Source organism: Coleofasciculus sp. G3-WIS-01 (assembly GCF_040223135.1).
Taxonomy (GTDB): domain Bacteria; phylum Cyanobacteriota; class Cyanobacteriia; order Cyanobacteriales; family Coleofasciculaceae; genus Coleofasciculus.
The window spans coordinates 1-19,393 of record NZ_JAVJZI010000098.1; the positions used below are offsets into that span (position 1 = coordinate 1).

The window sequence follows — 19,393 nt, forward strand, 5'->3', positions numbered from 1 at the left end:
GTCTTAACTCCGATTCAGAAATGGCGAGGAGGAATGCCTTGGCAGAAGTTCCTGGTATTCACCGAGAACAGCGGCTCTTCGTGGTAACAGCAGGGGAGAATCCCTAACTAGATTGCTTGCAATTAGTTAGGGTCTGTTCAATGTAGTTAGCTCACTCTCCCGGCTCTCCTTGGATACCTGACTAGCTGAGTTTGATGTCTGCTTAGTCGGCAATTGCCCTTGAAAAAGTGCTTGCCGAATGATTTCAGCCCGCTGTCGGGCTTCCTGTGCTTGCGCTTCAAAACGCTTGGCTGAAATGGGACGGTTATCCCGTGCGTTGGCAGCCATCTGACTCATCAGCTCCCCGCGCTCTTCTAGAGAACGGATTGCCGTCCACAGCGCCTGCTCCTGAGTCTCGGATTGCCCCGCTACCAAACTACCTGCTGACCAAGCATGACCCACGCGACAGCGGTATTTGAGCAAACCTTTGTCGTTTAGAGAGTACAGCATACCGCCGCAGTCCGGACAAGCCAAGCTTGCAGGTTTTCCAAACTCACGCTCTCGCATAGCCGCCCCATTGAGTTCCACAATATCGGGTTCTATCTCTATCTCGTTCTCACTAGACATGTTTTTTGCTCCTTCCTCAGTCACAGGTTCATGGGCTAGACTCACTAATGTGGAGGCTATTGACGACAAGGGCAGGATATGGTCAACATCTACGTGTTTGATCGCACTCTTCGACATTCCCGAAAAAAGGGCATCATTGGGATCTTGCACAATAGCCACACCGCCAAAGCTTTTCACTTCCATAAGCCCTAAAGTACCATCGTCTAGGGTACCCGATAGCACCACACCGACCACTCGGCGTCCATACGCCTTCGCTGCCGTGCGAAATAGGGGATCGACCGCCGGACGGGAGCCGTTCTCCTTCGGACCGTACACTAGGCGGACGTAGCCGCGTTTGACTAGCAGGTGGTAGTCCGGAGGGGCTACGTAGATGCGCCCTTGTACGAGCTCCTCACTCCCTGTAGCATGAGCCACTGGCAAGGAAGTTTTTCTGCTCAAAATATTCGGTAGAAAGCTTTTAAAGTGGCGTGAAATATGAATGACGATGAAGATTGCTGCTGGCAGGTTTTCAGGCAAAGTAGCAACCAGTTTAGTCAGCGCTTCCACCCCGCCGGCGGAGGCTCCAACAACGATGATGTCATGACCTGGCATTTATTTTTTCTTCTAGAAGGTGGGGGAATATTTATTTGATGAATCTAAGGAGATGATAACCATTGTTGATATTTCATGCTACTACTGTTGAAGAGAATAACAAACTATTGTTTTCCTCAACGCCTGCCTATGGTATGAATGTTAACGTTGTTTCATATAACTTGGGTCTGGCTAGCTACAACACTGTTTTGTTAATCGACAGAAACTATCCTCAAGCTGAAACGATGCGTGACCAAGTTTATGTCTTTTTGTGGTTTATCAGCGGCAATCCTAAACTGTAAACAACTGTTTTAAATGGTCTATTTACATAACTTAATATAGTTGAGTTTATTTCCACCAACCTACTTAGTACAAGATAGGCTGCCAAAATAATTGGGCGAGAGGCTGACGTTGATACCGATGTCCCGGATAATCAAGATAAGGCATCGAACCTTACCTATCAAACGCTTCGAGCATTCTCTCTCTAGGTGACGAATCCTAATGGCAGCATCAACTCCCCGTTTCCCCGATATCCAAAACCACTGGGCGCGTTCATTCATAGAAGGGTTAGCCCAAGCAGGTATGATTAGTGGTTTTCCTGATGGGCGTTTTCGTCCTGATGATCCCATGAGTCGGGCGCAGTTTGCGGCGTTGTTACAAAATGCTTTTTCTAAACCGAGTAAACGTCCGAATGTTCCGTTTGTGGATGTTCCCAGCAAACATTGGGCAACTGGGGCGATTGCTAAGGCGTATCAAACCGGGTTTATGTCGGGATATCCGGGAAATCGTTTTCGCCCAGAAGCGAGTATTGCCAGAGTGGAAGTGTTGGTGTCTCTGATAGCGGGGTTGGAGATAAGTACCAGTGGATTAGCACAGGTGAAAGCCGCCCTACCGGAACTCTATCAAGATTTTAGCGACATTCCCAGCTATGCTATTGATCGGATTGCGATCGCAACCAATACCGATATGGTGGTGAATTACCCACAGGTTAAGCGTTTCAACCCCATCAAAGCAGCAACTCGTGCCGATGTAGCCGCGTTTATTTACCAGGCTTTAGTCTATACCGGTCAACTCGACGCCATTGGCTCAGACTATATTATCGTGCGTCAGAAAACCGTGAAACTGAGCCATCAACGGGAGTTTCGCGGGGTATGGGTGGCGACTGTCTGGAACATCGATTGGCCCTCGCAACGGGGATTGTCTGTCGCCCAACAGCAACGGGAATTGTTGCAAATTATTGACCGCATGGCGGAACTTAAGTTAAATGCGTTAATCTTACAAGTTCGACCCACTGGTGATGCCTTTTATGCCTCTGAGTTAGAACCCTGGAGTGAATGGCTCACTGGCATACAAGGTCAAGCTCCCGATCCTTATTATGACCCTTTAGAGTTTGCGATCGCGGCTTGTCATCAGCGCAATATTGAACTACACGCCTGGTTTAACCCCTACCGTGCCAAAACCTCCTCCCAAAGTTCCACCAGTGTCGCCCCTCACATTACCATCACTCATCCCGAATATGTGTATAAATATGGCAATCAGCAGTGGATGGACCCTGGTGTCAAAGTGGTTCAAGATTTAACCTATAACGTAATTATGGATGTCGTGCGGCGCTATGATGTCGATGGCATTCATCTGGATGATTATTTTTATCCCTATCCCATCGCCGGTGAGAATTTCCCCGATGATAAAACATACAATGCTTATCGAGCCAAAGGCGGCACCCTTAGCCTAGGCGATTGGCGGCGGGAAAATGTGAATCAAATGGTGCAGCGCCTTTATACCGGAATTCGCGCTACTAAGAAACAGGTTAAATTTGGTATTAGTCCCTTTGGCATTTATCGCCCCGGACAACCAGCCCAAATTAAAGGTTTAGATCAATACGAATCCCTGTATGCTGACCCGAAAAAATGGTTAGAAGCAGGATGGATTGATTATATCGCTCCGCAATTGTACTGGCGTATTGACCCCCCAGCCCAAAGTTATCCCATTCTCCTGGAATGGTGGACTGATAATAACCCAAAACAGCGACATATTTATGTCGGCAATCGGTTAAGTATGTTGAATGATAAAGACTGGTCTTTTTTGGAATATGAACGACAGGTTGATATTACTCGCAATCTGGCTCCTCAACTCTCCCTAGGCAATATTTTTTATAATATGAAAATATTTAATGAAAATCGTTTGGGGGTAGTTGAAAAGTTCCAAGCGTCTGTTTATAATCAACCCGCTTTGTCTCCAACCATGTCGTGGCTGAGTGATACACCGCCAGCGATTCCCGTTAGAGTGAGAGTCATTGGGAATAAGCTGATTTGGAGTGCAGCAGTTAATGCCAAAATTCGCTCCTGGACAATTTATCAGCAGCAAGGTGATAACTGGAGACTGCACAAAATTTTGCCAGAGGAGACAACCGAGGCTGAATTAGCAGCAGGAACCTATGCGGTTTGTGCTGTAGACAGACTGGCGAATGAAAGTTTAGGCGTAGTAGCGTCTATTCAATAGTGTCGATGCTAAAGGATGTCAACATTGTAGTGGACTGACACAGCTAAAATAGGGCTTTGTTTGTAGTAAGCACTTTAGTGCTATAACGCCTAGCTGGAGAGGGCTGAAGCCCTCACTACGAACCAATTCTAATCCATCAATTAAGGTGTGCCACGCCAGTAGGTTGGGTTGAGGAACGTAGGCGAAGCCTTCTCGTACTCCGGAGGAGAACCCGAAGGGTAGAGTAACCCAACACCCAGCCGTTCCGCCAACACCAAAACGTTCCATCAACACCCAGCCGTTCCACCAACACTAAGACTAAGACGTTCCACCGGAACGTCTCTACTAGAGGAAAGATCATGAATACTGTAACCTTAAATTTAGACACCATTCCCTTAACTGACGAACAATTCTATCAATTATGTCAAAATAATCGCGAGTTAAATTTTGAAACGACAGCGCAGGGGGAATTAATTATCATGGCACCCGTTGGCGGAGAAAGTGGGAATAGAGAATCTGAACTGATTGCTGATTTGGTCATCTGGAATCGGCAAACTAGCTTGGGTTATACCTTCAGTTCCTCTACGATATTTAAGTTACCCAATGGTGCGAAACGCTCCCCAGATGCGGCTTGGATTCGCCGAGAACGCTGGGAAGCGCTAACGCCTGAACAACGACGCAAATTTCCCCCGATTGCACCGGATTTTGTCATCGAATTAAGGTCAGCCACAGACGATTTGCAACCGTTACGTGACAAAATGCAAGAATACATGGATGCTGGGGTGCAATTGGCATGGTTAATTAATCCCCAACAGCAGCAAGTGGAAATTTATCGCTGGGGACAGCCAGTAGAAATACGAAATCTGCCGACAGAATTATCGGGTGAAACCCTATTACCGGGATTTAGCTTAACTTTATATGCCTATTTATAAAGCTAGGGAATTTTAAAGCTGATTTAAGCTAAGTAGGTTGGTGGAAATAAACTTAACTAGATTAAGTTATGTAAACAAGCATCAAACCCTTACTGTTCCCTGTTCCCTGTTCCCTGTTCCCTAATCTCCACCGCTAACTTTAATTGTGTCCACCTACTTAGGGAAAAGATTATGAATACTGTAACCTTAAATTTAGACACCATTCATTTAACCGACGAACAGTTCTATCAATTATGTCAAAATAATCGCGAGTTTAATTTTGAAACGACGGCGCAGGGAGAATTAATTATCATGCCACCTGTTGGCGGAGAAAGTGGAAATCGAGAAGCCGAATTAATTGTCGATTTAGGAATCTGGAATCGGCAAACTGCTCTGGGTTATACCTTCAGTTCCTCCACAATATTTAAGTTACCCAATGGTGCGAAACGTTCCCCAGATGCGGCTTGGATTCGCCGAGAACGCTGGGAAGCGCTCCCCCCTGAACAACGGCGCAAATTTCCCCCCATTGCACCCGATTTTGTCATCGAATTAAGGTCAGCCACAGACGATTTGCAACCGTTACGTGACAAAATGCAAGAATACATGGATGCTGGCGTGCAATTGGCATGGTTAATTAATCCCCAACAGCAGCAAGTGGAAATTTATCGGTTGGGACAGCCAGTAGAAATGCGAAATTTGCCGACAGAATTATCGGGGGAAAACCTATTACCGGGATTGAGACTGAGTTTATCCCCCTATTTGTAGATGATACGGTTGATTAAACAGAGACCATAAACCTTAAACTGTTTTGTCCTCTGGCTTCTGCTCCTTGGCTTTTATTCTCTTCCTTACTGTACTCGGCTTCTGCTTTGTGGTTTCTGGCTTCTGCTCTGGTGTAGTAGGCTTCTGCCTTTTTATAGTAGGCTTTTGATCTTTAGCTTCTGGATTCTGCCTTCCTGTACTAGGCTTGTGCTTTGGCTTACTCTGCCGTTTCTCCTGCTGTACGGCTGTCTTGTCCGCCTTCGACGCCTTCAAAAACTTAGGTGCTTTCTCCAATGGCGGCGCTAACAGAGCATCGAACTCAAAAAGACTTCTATCAGGTAAAAATTTAGCCTTGACTTGAATAAATGCAGGATGTCCCTGTTCCTCTTTTGTGAGTGTCGGATTGAATCGGAACGGCTTAACCGGAGAATCTTTCCACATCATCGGTAGGTGAGACGCCTTCATAAATCTCACCTTTTGCGCCGGTTCAGCTTTCTTGATATAGTCTAGGCGATCGTCATTGAAATTCCGGAAAATCGAGACAACGGGTCCTCGACACACAGGAATGAATTGCCACAAGCCACGGAGCTGAAACTCGAAGTCTTGCAATTGTGCTGCAACGCCATCGGGTTCTCCTTTCGAGAATCCTACCAACTGAAAGGAAAGCTGGTGCGGCTTGTTGCGTTGCGGAAAGTGGATCACTCTTGGGTAAACGATTAATCGTTGAGTCGCCTCTCCCGTGTTCTTTATTTCCAGTTTTAGAGCGTTGAAAGCCCTGCGTAATCGAGATGTATAGAACAGTGGATAGTCTTTACCAGCGATAGTAAGCATAGCACGTCCCTCGTCCGACACGCTGACTTCACCGAGGACGATTCCAATCGCTTGGAAGATAGTTCCCTCATTTTCCGATTCCCTTTTGTTCGGCTCAGGGGCGTCAGTTGTTTCAGTTGTTTCAGTTGTTTCAGGTGTTCCTGTTGTCTGTTCGAGTTCTGTCTCTGTCATCATGGCTGCTGCTGGCTTTTTTGTTCAGGGTAGCATTAGAAGCTATATTCCGTAGCAAATTGCTGCACGTTGGTTCCGTTAAAACCGACTTAAATTCTTATCCCATCGTCTTTAGACGAATATAAACGGTTCGCTATGGGATTTGAATCTATGGCGAATTGTTGCGATTGGTGCGGCTGCGGTTTGTGTGAATGCGACTTATTTTTGATTGACCCATTGTACTATGGCTTGGGTTAACCCTTCTAAAGTATACTGTTGAGCCTCTACATCCACTCGTCCCAACCGTTGTTGACAGGTTTTGGACGTTTGGGGACCAATGGAAGCAATACAGACATTTTTCAAAAGCGAGAGTGGATGATTGTTCGTTTTTTCTAAAAGCTGATAAAAATTTTTGACGGTTTTAGAACTTGCAAATGTAATAATATCGACGATACCATTTTGCAACGCTGCCCAAGCTGGGGGGGCTATTTCCCCTGGACAAGTTGATTGATACGCCGCAACTTCCACCATATTAGCACCTTGGGCAGTTAATTCTTGGACTAAAACCTCTCGTCCCCCAGTTTCCACACGCGGGAACAGGATATTTTGCTCAGCCAGGGGTTCAGGAAAATGTTCAACCAGGGAATCGGCGACAAAATCCGGGGGAATAAAATCTGGGTTTAATCCTCGTTCTTTTAAACTCATCGCCGTTTTCTTCCCCACAACGGCAATTTTGACTCCGGATAACGCACGGCTATCTTTTCCTAGCGTCAGCAGTCGTTCAAAAAAGTAATTGACGCCGTTACTTGAGGTGAGAATTAACCAATCGAAATCGGATAAGTGGGTAATTGCTTTATCCAAAGCATCCCAACTCGACGGCGGCGTAATCAACAATGCGGGCATTTCAATCACTGTAGCGCCTTCATGTTCTAATAAGTCCCGGAATGTACTCGAGTGTTCCGCCGAACGAGTAACTAAGATTGTTTGACCCTGAAGCATCTGTTGGCAACCACTTCTATTGATGTCCTCGCCTATTATCTCGTGCTTTGTCCACTCTGGATTCAACTGTTGGGGCGATTGCAGATAGTCTCGTAATCCTACCACTTCTCCCACGACGATGACTACAGGAGACAGCGAGACACCCGCCGTTTGCCTCACAATACTGGACAATGTTCCCACCCAAACCTGTTGCTGAGTCTGTCCACAAGCCCGAATCACAGCCACAGGGGTTTGATAGGATTTGCCATAACGCTGTAACTGCTCAACGATTGTCGCTAAATGACGCCCACCCATTAGAATAACCAAGGTATCAATTCGTGCCAATGCTTCCCAGTCTAATGCTTCGGGTTGATGGGCACTCAGGACGGCAAAACAGCGACTTAAAACCGCATCAGTCAGGGGAATATTTGCCAGTAACGGTGCAGCGAGGGCAGAGGAAATCCCTGGTACGACTTCAAAGGCGCAACCTGCATTGGTTAACGCTTGAATTTCCGACGTCGCCCGACCAAAGATAAAGGGATCACCACTTTTTAAACGGACTACCTGCTTCCCTTGTTGACATTGTTTGACCAACAATTGATTAATTTCCGCTTGTGGAGTTGAGGGATGTCCCCCCCGCTTTCCCACATCAAACTGGCGGCAATTTGCCGGGACTAATTGTAAAAGTTGAGAGTCTACTAAAGCGTCATAGACTAACACTTCCGCTTGAGTGAGAAGCTGTTGCCCTTGTCGGGTGAGGTATGCCATGCTTCCAGGTCCAGCACCGACGAGATAGACTTTACCCAAAGGGCGGCGATTAAGCACATTTTTAGCAGGATTGAGGTGAACCATTCTCCAATTTTAAATTGACAATTGATTAATTGGGTCTAAGACCTCTTCGTTTACGAAGAAATTAAAAAAGATTTTCCTTGATTTCAATCCTCTTCTTTTAAGGAGAGGTCATTATCCATTGTTCATTATCCATTGTCAATTTGTGAATACCTTCTGTACAAAAACCTTCTCAAAGAGTCTATATGAGCGCACAGTTTCCCATTATAAAATAATAGTATCAAAAACTAAGTAAATTGTCTAGATTTCTTTCAAAAATGCTGAAATCCCCGACTCAGGGTTAATAATTCATCCGCATAAATTCCCCTACTATCTCTGAGGCAAACATCCGTACCGGATGTAATGTAACCAATAATGGCTGATCCGGCTGCCGATTTTTCGACAAATGCCCGCGCCAGGGGTTGAGGTAGACATAACACCAGTTCAAAATCTTCACCCCCATACAAAGCCCAATCCCAGACTTGTTCTTTTGAAGCAAGATCAGGCAATACTGAGGGGATGGGAATAGCATCCCGTTCCACGACAGCCCCCACTCCACTCGCCCGACAGATTTGGGCGATCGCATCGGCAAGTCCATCGCTGCTATCCATTGCTGTTAGGGGGATTGGGGATTGGGAGGCTAAAATTTCCCAGAGTTGGGGTAAGATATCGAACCTCGGCTGAGGGCGTTGGTGGGCTTGGATGAGACGCGATCGCTCTTTTTCACTCAACTCTTTCCCGAATTCTGGATTCAGTAATAATTCCAACCCGACTCGTGCTGCACCATGCACTCCCGTCACCACGATTGCATCTCCGACTTGAGCCTGACAACGTCGCATGACGCGCTCTTGTAAAACTTGACCGAATGCGGTAATTGACACCGTAATCACTGGGGAATGACAAACATCCCCCCCGACAATGGGCGTATTATACAACTGTAAACACTCAGACATGCCTTGGTAGAGTCCTTCAACCCAACTCACCGCCACATCACCCGGAAGACTCAAACCAACAGTAATCCCCAGAGGCGATGAACCCATTGCGGCTAAATCCGATAAATTCGCCGCCGCCCCACGCCAACCCACATCTTCCGCCGAAGTCGTGCGATCGCTAAAATGTACTCCATCCACCAACACATCCGTTGTCACCACTAATAACTGCCCAGGTTCTGGACTCGGCATAACCGCCGCATCATCACCCACAATATCTGAGGGACAAAAGCGCTGTAATCGTTTTAAAACACCCTGTTCGCCAATATCTCGAATCACATCATTAGTCATTTGTCAATTTATCGGTTTCATCATTCATTGCGCCGATGCAGTTTAGGAAAGCGATAGTAGGTATCTCCATCCGCATCAACTTCTGGGACAGCATTAAACACCTGAACTTGGTGTTCCAAATACTGCTGTGCGTTTTCGGGTTCAACTCTAGCCGCCGCAGCTAACTGAATCAGAGAAATGCAGCTATTTTCAGCTTCTAATAACTGATAAAAACTTTCTTCTAGCTGCTTTTGTTGACTGCGGGTGGCTCTTTGCAGGAACAAGATACCTAAGACACCTAAAGTTATGACCAATAGCAAATCAATAATTGGCATATTCAAGGAACAGGGAATGGGGAAAACAGAACAACTGGAGTACCTCTGATGACCTGCAATTCATCCCACGCTCACCCTTCGGGTTGAGACGTGGGATCAATTGATATTTAAGCTAAATTATCAGCACCCTGAACGACTTTAGCTGACTCAATGATATCGCCGAGTTCCAGCTTATCTAATACATCTTTCCCCTCGACAACATAACCAAAGACAGCATAACGCCCATCCATGAGATTAAAGCCGGGAGGGGTTAACTCAGTATCAAACTTAAAGAAAAAGAACTGAGAAGAACCACCATTGGGGTCATCTCCTGGACGCGCCATGGCGACAGCACCGTAAGCGGAGAAAGGAAGCACGGGTTCATCTAAGTAGATCCCCGCCTGTTCTAAGGTCATACCATAGATAGGTTCCTCATCTCCCCTAACTAACACCTCCAAGGGAATAGCCCGATATTCCCCTGTTTTGGGTTCGATAAACCCAGCTTCAGGTCCGGGTGGATCACCGGTTTGGACGTAGAGTTCGTCTGTGCGAGTAATTGCCAGACCATCATAGAAACCCCGTTGCACCAAATCAACAAAGTTACCCGCCGTAACCGGGGCGCTATAACCATCGACGACGAGGGTTATATCACCTTTATTCGTCGCTATCTCTACCGTGGCGCGACCTTTGAGTTGAGGCAAATTACTATACTCTGAGGGAACGTCAAAGGGAAATCCCTTGACCATCATTTGTTCGAGTTCGCCCACTTTGTCAAGGATTTTGCCTCGCTCAATCCAGATGGCTTCTTTATCCTTGGCTTCAACCGCTTCTCGGAGTGAAACGATATCATCTCTCATGGCAGTAATGATCGCTTCAGCTTGCGGTTTTTGCTCCTCTGGGATGTCAGCCAGCACTTTTTCCGGGCGATTGCTCAAAATGACATCCGCTTGAGTAATATCCCGATTAATCGGACTCCAGCGTTTTCCCCGTAACTGAGTGGTAATATCTTCTAGACTCGCTTGCACATCCCGCACCGCTTGGTTATCAATGGGCAGAGCATACCGCAACAGGGCTTTGCCATCTGTAATCGCATTCCCTTGCGCCAAGCGACTTTCTCGGACAGGTTGATCATTGCCAAAACTCCACCAGGCGCCGCTTAAACCTACGGAGAGTGTCACCAGTAGCAGCGCCACAAAACTGGTTTTGATCAGGCGTTGGCACCAATCGAGCTTGAGAATTTTTAAAGGTCGCATAAACATATTGCCTAAGGCTGAATACCATTAGGGTTGAGGCTAACTTACAGTATGGAAACAGACATTCTTCATATTGCCATAAGCGGTGTCCGTGCCAAAACTGCACGACTCCGATATCTCCTGTACACGCCTGTCGAACCCCGGCTCTGTGAATTGACCGGAAAGTTGGGTAAAATGAAGTGCCGATTGTTATGGGTGTAGTAGTTCACTGAGGTCTTGCGTTACCTGACTAACTAATTTCCGTATTTTTTCAGGAAATTAGAAGCTGTAGATTAGTTTATTGATAGGAAAGCGGCATACCCCGCCCCGCTTTCCTCTCCGGCGAAACCATCAAAGGCGTAAGCAGGAGTCTCCAGCGGGAAAGAGGACTAATGATTTCAAGTAATGACTTTCGCACGGGTGTCACGATTGAGTTGGAAGGATCGGTGTGGCGGGTGGTGGAGTTTCTCCACGTTAAGCCCGGAAAAGGTTCGGCGTTTGTCCGCACCAAGCTGAAAAATGTCCAAACTGGGAGTGTGGTGGAAAAAACTTTTAGGGCGGCGGAAACAGTACCCCAGGCTACCCTGGAAAAACGCACCATGCAGCATACCTACAAAGATGCTGACCAATTTGTCTTCATGGATATGGAAACCTTTGAGGAAAATCGTCTCAATGAAGACCAAATTGGCGATCGCGTCAAGTATCTCACCGAAGGGATGGAAGTTAATGTGGTGACTTGGAATGACCAAGTGCTAGAAGTGGAGTTGCCAAACTCCGTGGTGATCGAAGTTGTGGAGACTGATCCGGGTGTCAAAGGTGATACCGCGACAGGTGGCACTAAACCGGCTACGGTTTCTACAGGAGCGCAAGTGATGGTACCGCTATTTATTTCCGTCGGCGAGCGGATTAAAATCGATACTCGTAACGATTCGTATCTCGGTCGCGAGTAAATGGATCGCAACCAATCAATTAACAGTATTATCGGGTGTTGGGTTTCAAGGGGTGGGGTTTTGGCTGGTTGAACCGCAATATAAGGCGGATACCAAACACCCATGAAAGCCCCGCTCAAATCCTGTCAATCCTGCCTTTTGGATCATGTAAAACAAATAAGCGTGAATCTTCCTTAGAATTCCTACTCTCTAAATTTAGTTGTGCCACTAGACTTCAACCAAATCCGTGAACTGCTAACCGCGATCGCTCAAACTGATATTGCGGAAGTAACGTTAAAAAGTGCTGATTTTGAACTGACGGTACGCAAAGGATCGTCCGTCAGTCCTCCTATCGACTCGACGGTGAGTCGAACAGATCCCGCCGTGGCTTCCAGCTTGGGAACGGCTGTGGCTGGAGTCGCTCCCCCAACGCCCCCCGCTCCTATACCCGAGGCTGCACCGTCTGGGTCCCCAGCAACAGCTTCAGCTACACCGTCTCCAAAAGTAGAGTCACAATGGGAAGAGGTGAAGTCGCCCATGGTTGGCACATTTTATCGGGCACCATCGCCAGATGATGCTCCTTATGTCGAAGTTGGCGATCGGGTTCGCGTCGGTCAAACGATCTGTATCATTGAAGCGATGAAGCTGATGAATGAACTCGAAGCCGAGATATCAGGACAAGTGATGGAAATTTTGGTCGAAAATGGCGATCCGATTGAATATGGTCAACCGTTAATGAGGATTAATCCAGGGTAAATGAGCAGGAGTGATGATTACTCTATTGTTATAAATTGACAAAAAATAGGCTAAAATTTGATGATCACCTAATTTCGGGTTAGACCGATGCCAAGACTAAAAACTGTCCCCCAAGAGGTCGTCCAACAAGTTTCTGAGTATTTTAGTATTTTAAGCGAGCCCATGCGCCTGCGCCTGCTGAATTTACTCCGCGAAGGTGAAAAATGTGTCCAAGAATTGGTAGAAGCTACAGAAACGAGTCAGGCAAATGTCTCTAAGCACCTAAAAGTGATGCTTCAGGCGGGAATACTCAGCCGCCGCACTGAAGGCACATCTGCTTACTATAAGGTGGAAGATGAGCTGATTTTTGAGCTATGTAATTTAGTATGCGATCGCCTCGCTACCCGCATCGAACAGCAAGCTCGCCATTTTCGCAACTTCAGCTTAACCAATAAATGACGAACCCCACCGTCAACTTCAATTCTCTCCGACTATTTAGAGTGGAAAGTTTGTCTCAAAATCTTGGCGAGTCATCGGTTGATCGATGATCAACCCTTCACCTCCTAAGACTTCTAGGGGTTTTCCTCCCACATCAATCCAGACCTGAGCATCCGGATCTAAACTAGTGGCTGTGTAGATAATTTGTCCGAGGCGGCTTTGCATAGAAGCACTACCACCCCCTGTGGTAAAGTCAACAGATAGATCCAGATGCACTCCGTCAGATTTGACAGACAGATTCCGTAGCTGAGTTTCTTCGGGAATTGCTGATGCGATCGCTTCCTCCTCAGGTCCAGCCAATAATTGCTCGAATGCCATCTCTAACGCTTCAGAGGGGTTATCCGCATTTTCGACAGTGATGGAACTGGGAACCAGTTCAATTTGATTATTGACATCATCAACCCAATACACTTGAACCTTTTGTTCTGTCGCTCGCGGCGTGTCTTGGGGCGATTGGGAGAGGGTAGGAACTTCGGATTGGGGGGGTGAGGCGGTAGTCCTGTTCCACGCCCACCAAGCGCCTCCAGCACCGGCGGCTAACATTACGACGGAAACACCAGCGACCAAACTTGTGGGAATACGACGTGTGTCTTGTGGATTTTGCATACTTATTACCTTTGTGACATCCTCCCACACTATACCCGTTTAGGGTTAGTGTGGGCTTCCTTTGTCGTAGTCTTAGGGCTACGCTTGGGGCGTTTTATAGTGGGGAATATGCCCAGCCCCACTCTCTTGATATTGATCGCCGCGTTGCACTCTCTGTCTAGAATCAATCCACACAAACACTCATGTACTCGGATTGATAAATCCTTTTGAACTAGGAGATCGCAACAAGAGCATACTTGACTCGTGTTATGAGGTTTCACTTTCACCACCAACTTACCAGCTTTTGCAGCTTTGTAAATGAGAATTGAGAGAAATTGACCCCAACTAGCGTCATTAATTGACTTGTTTAAACCTGATTTTGCTGATTGTCCATTGGGCAAATACTTGCCATTAGCATCCTGTTTTGGCTTGTTTTTCCGGGATAAGTTAGCGGACTTGATATCCTCAACAAAGAACACTTGTTCATCACGACTTACCAGTTGATTAGCCGACTCATAATGGAATTGTTTCCGCTTCCGTTGTAGCTTTTGATGATGCTTAGATATCTTTTTTGCCAATTGGCGCCGTGATGCTGATTTGTGCGGCTTTTTGTCCTTGCGGTTTTGAAGCTTGGCTAGTTTGTCCTCTGACTTGCGATAGTGCTGTTGGATAGTTTCAACGGTTCCATCGGATGCTGTCCAGAATTTCTCTAAACCAACATCTAGCCCTAACGAGTTCTCTTCATTTGCCTGTATCTCTGGTGGAGTCAGACTGGGGATGGTCTTATCCTCTAGCAATAAAGTCACATACCATCCATCTGCTTTGTGAGAAACTAGCCCCGTTTTAATAGTAAATCCTTCGGGAATAGGGCGATGATAAATAACTTTAACCTGACCAATCTTAGGTAGATTGATTTGAGCAATGCCTCGTCTAGCTTTCCCGTTTTTACGCTTATGGGGATTGGGCGAAACCGTTAGACAGTCTGCCTTAAGCTGAGAGAAACAAAATGTCCTGTAACGCTTGACCGACTTAAATCGAGGCTTACCGCTTCTGTGTCTTTTAAAGTCACCCTTGATGAACCGATTGAAGGTATCTTCTACTCGTTTAATTGCTTCCTGGATAACCTGAGAATGAACACCTTTATATAAGGCATCATGAGACTCCCTTGACCAATGGTTAGCGCGTTTTTGACTGTAGTATGTTGGTTGGTCTTTAAATTCTGGTAGGTGAGTGATATAGATTGAGCAAGCATTGACAGGTGAGCGGTTACACTCCCACCATTTAAACCGTTCCTCTAGCATTAAATTGTGTATACGGCACAACTTGTACAGCCATTCGTTTAGCTGTTTTGACTGTTGCTTATTTGGCACAATTCGATACTGGTAACTTGTCTTGAATGTATCTTTGCTTCGCTTCAACTTCTATCACCTCCCACTACAATTATACTACTCTTGCAGATAAAGATTCAGAGTGAAAATAAATTTTTCTTCACTGGCGATTCATCTCAACGCCAAATCGTAGATTATGGCGTGAGGCTTCTCGCCGAATTAGCTAAACCGACGTTCTAGTCCCCTGGTGGTACATCAGCTCGCACAAATGCTGCTACCTGTAGATCCTGATTATCTATCTCTAATTGTAAGAGTCTGACAGTAATACCAGCATCTTCCCAGCTACGGAGATTGACGCTTTCGCTTAATCTCCTGGCGAACCCTTCAACCAAAGGAGACGGAAGCGCTTGACCATCCACGGTAACCTTTGGTTCAATCAGTTGCAAACGATTTCCGGCTTCAATCCCCAATCCGGATTCCACAACGATGGCTAGGGATTGACGATTCCCTTCCACCGCATCCACTTGGAAACGCAGGCGATTATTTCCCAGCAACTCTAATTGAGGATTGAGAAACTGGTAACGCTGTGCGGTATCTCCCGATAGACGACTACCCAGTTGTTGCAATTTTGCCGTCACTGGCGCAGACTGAAGCATCTGGTTGAGATCTGATTCGGTGAAAACCAAACGCACCCCTGCTTGTAACGGTTGACGCAATGATGCTAAGGGAGAGGATTGACCCTCCTGTCTTAAACGTTTTATATCCAGATTAATCGGATCAGTTTCTACCTCCAGAGCATCAATCCGAATTTCTGGGGTCAACCATAACCCTCGACCGGCGATACGGACTTGTTCGAGTTTCCCTTGCAAAGCTCGGTAATTCGGTGTATTGTCAATCCGAACATCGAGCTGTTCGACTTTCTCCAATTGAGAACTCAGGACATTTTCCACCACGCGATCGATAATTAAACCTGGAGGGGAAACCAGCGTGAGTAACCCTGATAGGAGAATGCTCAAAATTTCCATGATTTAGTGGAGTAGGTTGGTCGGTTGAATGGTCGATAAGCCATGAATTATTATGCACAACAAGATAGTATAAATTAACTTCAAGTTCCCTCCCTTGACAAGGGGAAGGTTAGGGAGGGGTCTTTCCCCTAGTTAATTAACCAACAGGATCATCTATTCCACCATCTTAGCTGTGCTACGCCATTCTTTAACGTTGTACAGACGTAGCAGGCTACGTCTGTAACATGAATGGGTAACTTGTGTAGGGGCGCTAAGGGATAATTTTAGGGGGTTGGTGTGTTGAATGTGTTTTTCGTCTCCTCATACCACTTCTGATAATTGATGGGTTCATCTTGAGTAATGGGAAACAACTCCAGTGGTTTTTTCCCCTCCAAGCCGTTGACTAAGCCAGAAGTATCGATTCGCTGGGCTACCCCTTTGGGAAGATTCTCGACCAGCCATTCATACTCCTGAATAGTCTCCGGTCTAGCTTTTTGAAGGCATAGGTCTAACTGCTGAAAACTCTGGGCGGGTTGCTGTTGCGAGGCGTGGACAAAAGACTGCATACAATATCCCATACCTGTGCCTGGAGGGGCTTCTGGGAAACTTTCATCAATCTTGATTGCTTTTTCAAAATGGTGTTTAGCATCTGCGATTTTCCCCTGCTCAATCAGTGACCATCCCAGATTCTTTCTCAACTGATATTTGAGGTTGGGCTCGGAGTCTTGGGCTTGTGCTCGTAGCCAAAGATGAAATTTGAAGACGCACTCGTTTGGGTAGAATCTACCATCATTGCTAAAACCAATAAACCACTCAACCTACCCGAAAAAGAAATTTTAAGAGCGGCTTGGGACAATGATACCTATAGCAATGTTGCTGAAAGCTTATACCTGAGTGTGGGACATATTAAAGATTTAGCTTCCCTACTCTGGAAACACCTTTCTGATGTCCTTGGCGAAAAAGTCACCAAGACGAACTTTCGTCATGTAATCTCAGAACGCAGCACCACTCCCACTCACACCCCAGCCCCAATCGAACCCAGCGAAATCGATGATCCAGAAGACTTCAATGGCAATATTTTAATTGTTGATGACTTAGTTGAAAACCTGCGCTTTTTAACCGATATTCTGACCGAAAAAGGATATAAAGTCCGCAGCGTTACCAACGGTAAAATGGCATTAAGAACGGTCGCAAATACCCCTCCCGATGTCATTTTACTGGATATTAAAATGCCCGATATCGATGGGTATCAAGTCTGCTCAATCCTAAAAACCGATGAAGATACAGCCGAGATTCCGATTATTTTCCTGAGTGCCTTAAATGAAGTCTTTGATAAAGTGAAAGCTTTTCAAGTTGGCGGCGTCGATTACATCACCAAACCCTTTCAACCCGAAGAAGTCATCGCCCGCCTTCAAACTCACCTGACGATTCAACAGCAAAAACAGCAACTGCGACAAGCCATCGAGAAACATCAAGAAACTGCCGAAATATTGTACCAATCTCGCTCCCTCCTCGCCAGTTTATTGAATAGTTCCAGAGATGGAATCGCGGCGATGCAAGCGGTGAGAGATTTAGCCACTGGAGACATTGAAGATTTTCGCTATTTGCTGGTTAATCCCATCTTTGCCAAACTTTTGGGCAAAAAACGAGAAAATCTTACGGGTACAATGGTGCCTAAGAAATTACTGAATCGACTCACTCCCGGATTATTTACCAAGTTTGTGCGGGTGGTTGAGAAGGGAGAACCCTTGGAAGAAGAAATTTGTTGGCAAACGGAAAGTCACAAGCAATGGTATGATTTGATTGCGGTTAAGTTGGCTGATGGCTTTTCGATGACTGTGCGATCAAAATAGGGGAAAGGGGAATGGGCGCACGTCGGTGCGCCCCTACGGATGTACCGACTATTGTTCTGTTAAATCCAAAATCTTTTCAAACTCAAACTGCTTCACCCAATTCCTCAGCGTCTCACGCTCAAAAGCGTAGGATTCTGGAACATCTTTGAGGATTTTATATACTAATTTGGAATCCGCGTCAAGAGCAGCGTCATGTAATTTTACAATCCACGGTTTTGACATCGCGGCGAATAAGCCATGGAAATTTAATGATTCTCCTGTCCCATCCGTAGGGCGGGAGGGTAAGGCTTTTTCTTGATAAAGATAACCGACTCCCAAGTGTTTAGCCATAATCTCAAAGATGACATCTTTTTGGAACGGTTTTCGCACAAAATCATCACAGCCTGCGGATAAAATTACCGCTTTTTCTTCTTCCCAGACGCTAGCTGTCAACGCAATCACGGCTGTGGCTTGACCTTTGGTTGTACTTTTAATCTGTTTGGTGGCTTCATACCCATCCATAATCGGCATTCGCATATCCATCCAGATGAGATGGGGTGAGTAGGAATCCCACATATCCAGGGCTTGTTGACCGTTTATGGCTTCTTGTACGTCAAAACCTAGGGGTTTGAGCAATTTTATTAACAGTTGGCGATTATACTCTCGATCATCTACGACTAGGATACGATACTGGGGTTGGTTCGGCGCAAGGGCAATAACATAACGACTTTGGGATTGGTTATCACTCGCGATCGCATCCCCAATTCTGACGGGAATATGGAATTTAAATGTTGTTCCCGAGGTAGAATTGGGGATTGGGGATTGGGGATTGGGCGAAGCATTCGCGGCGTGTCTTTGGTAGAAAACCGAGATATTTGGGCGCGAATGCTTCGCCCCTACGGTTTGACTGATCACGGTAATGTCACCACCCATCAAGCGCACAAATTTACGACTAATGGTTAGTCCTAATCCCGTTCCTTGTTGCACTCGCTGACCGGATTTTGTTTGCACAAAGGGTTGGAATAAATTATCGATTTCCTCCTCGGCAATGCCAACTCCTGTATCTTGGACTTCAAAGCTAAGAATTGTTGTGTCAACTTGACTAGACGCGGCGTTCGTGTTGATGGTATTCGCCCTTGAATCAAGCGAATGGCTAGCCTCTTTTTTTTCATTACATTTGACCTTAACCGACACCATGCCCGAAGCGGTAAATTTAATCGCATTCCCCATTAAATTAATTAGCACTTGCCGCAATTTCACCTGATCTGCAAAGATATATTGGGGAACATCAGCCGCACAGTCACATTGTAAGGTTAACCCCTTATTCGGGTCTTCCGTACTTAGTGTGCTAAACTGTTAGGATAATGCCACAAAAGCAAAGCGCGTATAGTAAAATTTTTAAAGCTCCTGAAGCCAAATCCACACCGTTTTAATAGTTTCAGTTTATTGTTAACTCCTTCAACGACTCCATTGGTTGTTCTCTTTTCAAAGTACCCGACGACTTCAGCAAACCATCGTTTTATGGCTGAGACACTTTTTTTATAGTAATTCTGAGCCTTATTT

Annotated in this window: 21 protein-coding genes; 8 read left to right on the forward strand and 13 right to left on the reverse strand. The window is 46.1% G+C overall.

Annotated features, from left to right (window positions below):
- Positions 1–126: 126 nt before the first annotated feature.
- Complete coding sequence (locus RIM23_RS10390) at positions 127–1,197, reverse strand: chemotaxis protein CheB (RefSeq protein ID WP_446366783.1); 1,071 nt, start codon at positions 1,195–1,197, stop codon at positions 127–129.
- Positions 1,198–1,331: 134 nt separating this feature from the next.
- On the opposite strand from RIM23_RS10390, the gene RIM23_RS10395 reads away from it, so the two are divergent.
- On the forward strand, positions 1,332–1,478 hold the full coding sequence (locus RIM23_RS10395) for a hypothetical protein (protein ID WP_446366785.1): 147 nt from the start codon (positions 1,332–1,334) through the stop codon (positions 1,476–1,478).
- A 199-nt stretch (positions 1,479–1,677) separates the two neighbouring features.
- Positions 1,678–3,675 carry a glycoside hydrolase family 10 protein gene (locus RIM23_RS10400; protein ID WP_446366786.1) on the forward strand — a complete coding sequence of 666 codons (1,998 nt, stop codon included), beginning with the start codon at positions 1,678–1,680 and terminating at the stop codon, positions 3,673–3,675.
- 136 nt (positions 3,676–3,811) lie between these two features.
- On the opposite strand, the gene RIM23_RS10405 is transcribed toward RIM23_RS10400, so the two are convergent.
- Positions 3,812–4,015, reverse strand: coding sequence for a hypothetical protein (locus tag RIM23_RS10405; protein WP_446366788.1), 204 nt, complete (start codon positions 4,013–4,015; stop codon positions 3,812–3,814).
- Here RIM23_RS10405 and RIM23_RS10410 point away from each other — a divergent pair.
- Both RIM23_RS10410 and RIM23_RS10415 read left to right on the forward strand, forming a co-directional pair.
- The gene (locus tag RIM23_RS10410) at positions 4,014–4,586 is read left to right on the forward strand and encodes a Uma2 family endonuclease (RefSeq protein ID WP_446366790.1); all 573 of its coding nucleotides are present in this window, start codon (positions 4,014–4,016) and stop codon (positions 4,584–4,586) included. The two genes, RIM23_RS10405 and RIM23_RS10410, sit on opposite strands and share 2 nt — an antisense overlap.
- A 171-nt stretch (positions 4,587–4,757) precedes the next feature.
- Entirely contained in the window at positions 4,758–5,330 is a 573-nt protein-coding gene (locus tag RIM23_RS10415; protein ID WP_446339005.1) for a Uma2 family endonuclease, read from the forward strand.
- A gap of 33 nt (positions 5,331–5,363) precedes the next feature.
- On the opposite strand, the gene RIM23_RS10420 is transcribed toward RIM23_RS10415, so the two are convergent.
- From RIM23_RS10420 to RIM23_RS10440, 5 genes are all read right to left on the reverse strand, one after another.
- Entirely contained in the window at positions 5,364–6,332 is a 969-nt protein-coding gene (locus RIM23_RS10420) for a hypothetical protein (RefSeq protein WP_446366792.1), read from the reverse strand.
- A gap of 195 nt (positions 6,333–6,527) precedes the next feature.
- A complete protein-coding gene (gene cobA / locus RIM23_RS10425) occupies positions 6,528–8,138 on the reverse strand; it encodes a uroporphyrinogen-III C-methyltransferase (RefSeq protein ID WP_446366794.1) in 1,611 nt (536 codons plus the stop codon).
- 248 nt (positions 8,139–8,386) lie between these two features.
- Complete coding sequence (thiL, locus tag RIM23_RS10430; RefSeq protein WP_446366795.1) at positions 8,387–9,394, reverse strand: thiamine-phosphate kinase; 1,008 nt, start codon at positions 9,392–9,394, stop codon at positions 8,387–8,389.
- Between the two features lie 20 nt (positions 9,395–9,414).
- Complete coding sequence (locus RIM23_RS10435) at positions 9,415–9,708, reverse strand: hypothetical protein (RefSeq protein WP_446366797.1); 294 nt, start codon at positions 9,706–9,708, stop codon at positions 9,415–9,417.
- Between the two features lie 107 nt (positions 9,709–9,815).
- On the reverse strand, positions 9,816–10,940 hold the full coding sequence (locus RIM23_RS10440; protein WP_446366799.1) for a peptidylprolyl isomerase: 1,125 nt from the start codon (positions 10,938–10,940) through the stop codon (positions 9,816–9,818).
- 371 nt (positions 10,941–11,311) lie between these two features.
- Here RIM23_RS10440 and efp point away from each other — a divergent pair, with 371 nt between their 5' ends.
- From efp to RIM23_RS10455, 3 genes are all read left to right on the forward strand, one after another.
- Positions 11,312–11,869, forward strand: coding sequence for an elongation factor P (efp, locus tag RIM23_RS10445; RefSeq protein ID WP_446366801.1), 558 nt, complete (start codon positions 11,312–11,314; stop codon positions 11,867–11,869).
- A gap of 201 nt (positions 11,870–12,070) precedes the next feature.
- Positions 12,071–12,604, forward strand: a complete 534-nt coding sequence (accB, locus tag RIM23_RS10450; protein ID WP_446366803.1) for an acetyl-CoA carboxylase biotin carboxyl carrier protein — start codon at positions 12,071–12,073, stop codon at positions 12,602–12,604.
- 87 nt (positions 12,605–12,691) lie between these two features.
- Positions 12,692–13,042, forward strand: a complete 351-nt coding sequence (locus RIM23_RS10455) for an ArsR/SmtB family transcription factor (protein WP_446366805.1) — start codon at positions 12,692–12,694, stop codon at positions 13,040–13,042.
- Positions 13,043–13,078: 36 nt separating this feature from the next.
- On the opposite strand, the gene RIM23_RS10460 is transcribed toward RIM23_RS10455, so the two are convergent.
- The 4 genes from RIM23_RS10460 to RIM23_RS10475 form a co-directional block, all read right to left on the reverse strand.
- A complete protein-coding gene (locus RIM23_RS10460; protein ID WP_446366807.1) occupies positions 13,079–13,687 on the reverse strand; it encodes a GerMN domain-containing protein in 609 nt (202 codons plus the stop codon).
- Positions 13,688–13,716: 29 nt separating this feature from the next.
- On the reverse strand, positions 13,717–15,084 hold the full coding sequence (locus RIM23_RS10465; RefSeq protein ID WP_446366809.1) for an RNA-guided endonuclease InsQ/TnpB family protein: 1,368 nt from the start codon (positions 15,082–15,084) through the stop codon (positions 13,717–13,719).
- 146 nt (positions 15,085–15,230) lie between these two features.
- Entirely contained in the window at positions 15,231–16,019 is a 789-nt protein-coding gene (locus RIM23_RS10470; protein ID WP_446366811.1) for an LmeA family phospholipid-binding protein, read from the reverse strand.
- Between the two features lie 263 nt (positions 16,020–16,282).
- Complete coding sequence (locus RIM23_RS10475; RefSeq protein WP_446366813.1) at positions 16,283–16,696, reverse strand: tetratricopeptide repeat protein; 414 nt, start codon at positions 16,694–16,696, stop codon at positions 16,283–16,285.
- A gap of 51 nt (positions 16,697–16,747) precedes the next feature.
- On the opposite strand from RIM23_RS10475, the gene RIM23_RS10480 reads away from it, so the two are divergent.
- Positions 16,748–17,851, forward strand: coding sequence for a response regulator (locus RIM23_RS10480; protein WP_446366815.1), 1,104 nt, complete (start codon positions 16,748–16,750; stop codon positions 17,849–17,851).
- Between the two features lie 48 nt (positions 17,852–17,899).
- Here RIM23_RS10480 and RIM23_RS10485 read toward each other — a convergent pair whose 3' ends face one another.
- A complete protein-coding gene (locus RIM23_RS10485; RefSeq protein WP_446366817.1) occupies positions 17,900–19,090 on the reverse strand; it encodes an ATP-binding response regulator in 1,191 nt (396 codons plus the stop codon).
- Positions 19,091–19,170: 80 nt separating this feature from the next.
- A partial coding sequence (locus RIM23_RS10490; RefSeq protein WP_446366819.1) for a transposase occupies positions 19,171–19,393 on the reverse strand: 223 nt, incomplete at its 5' end.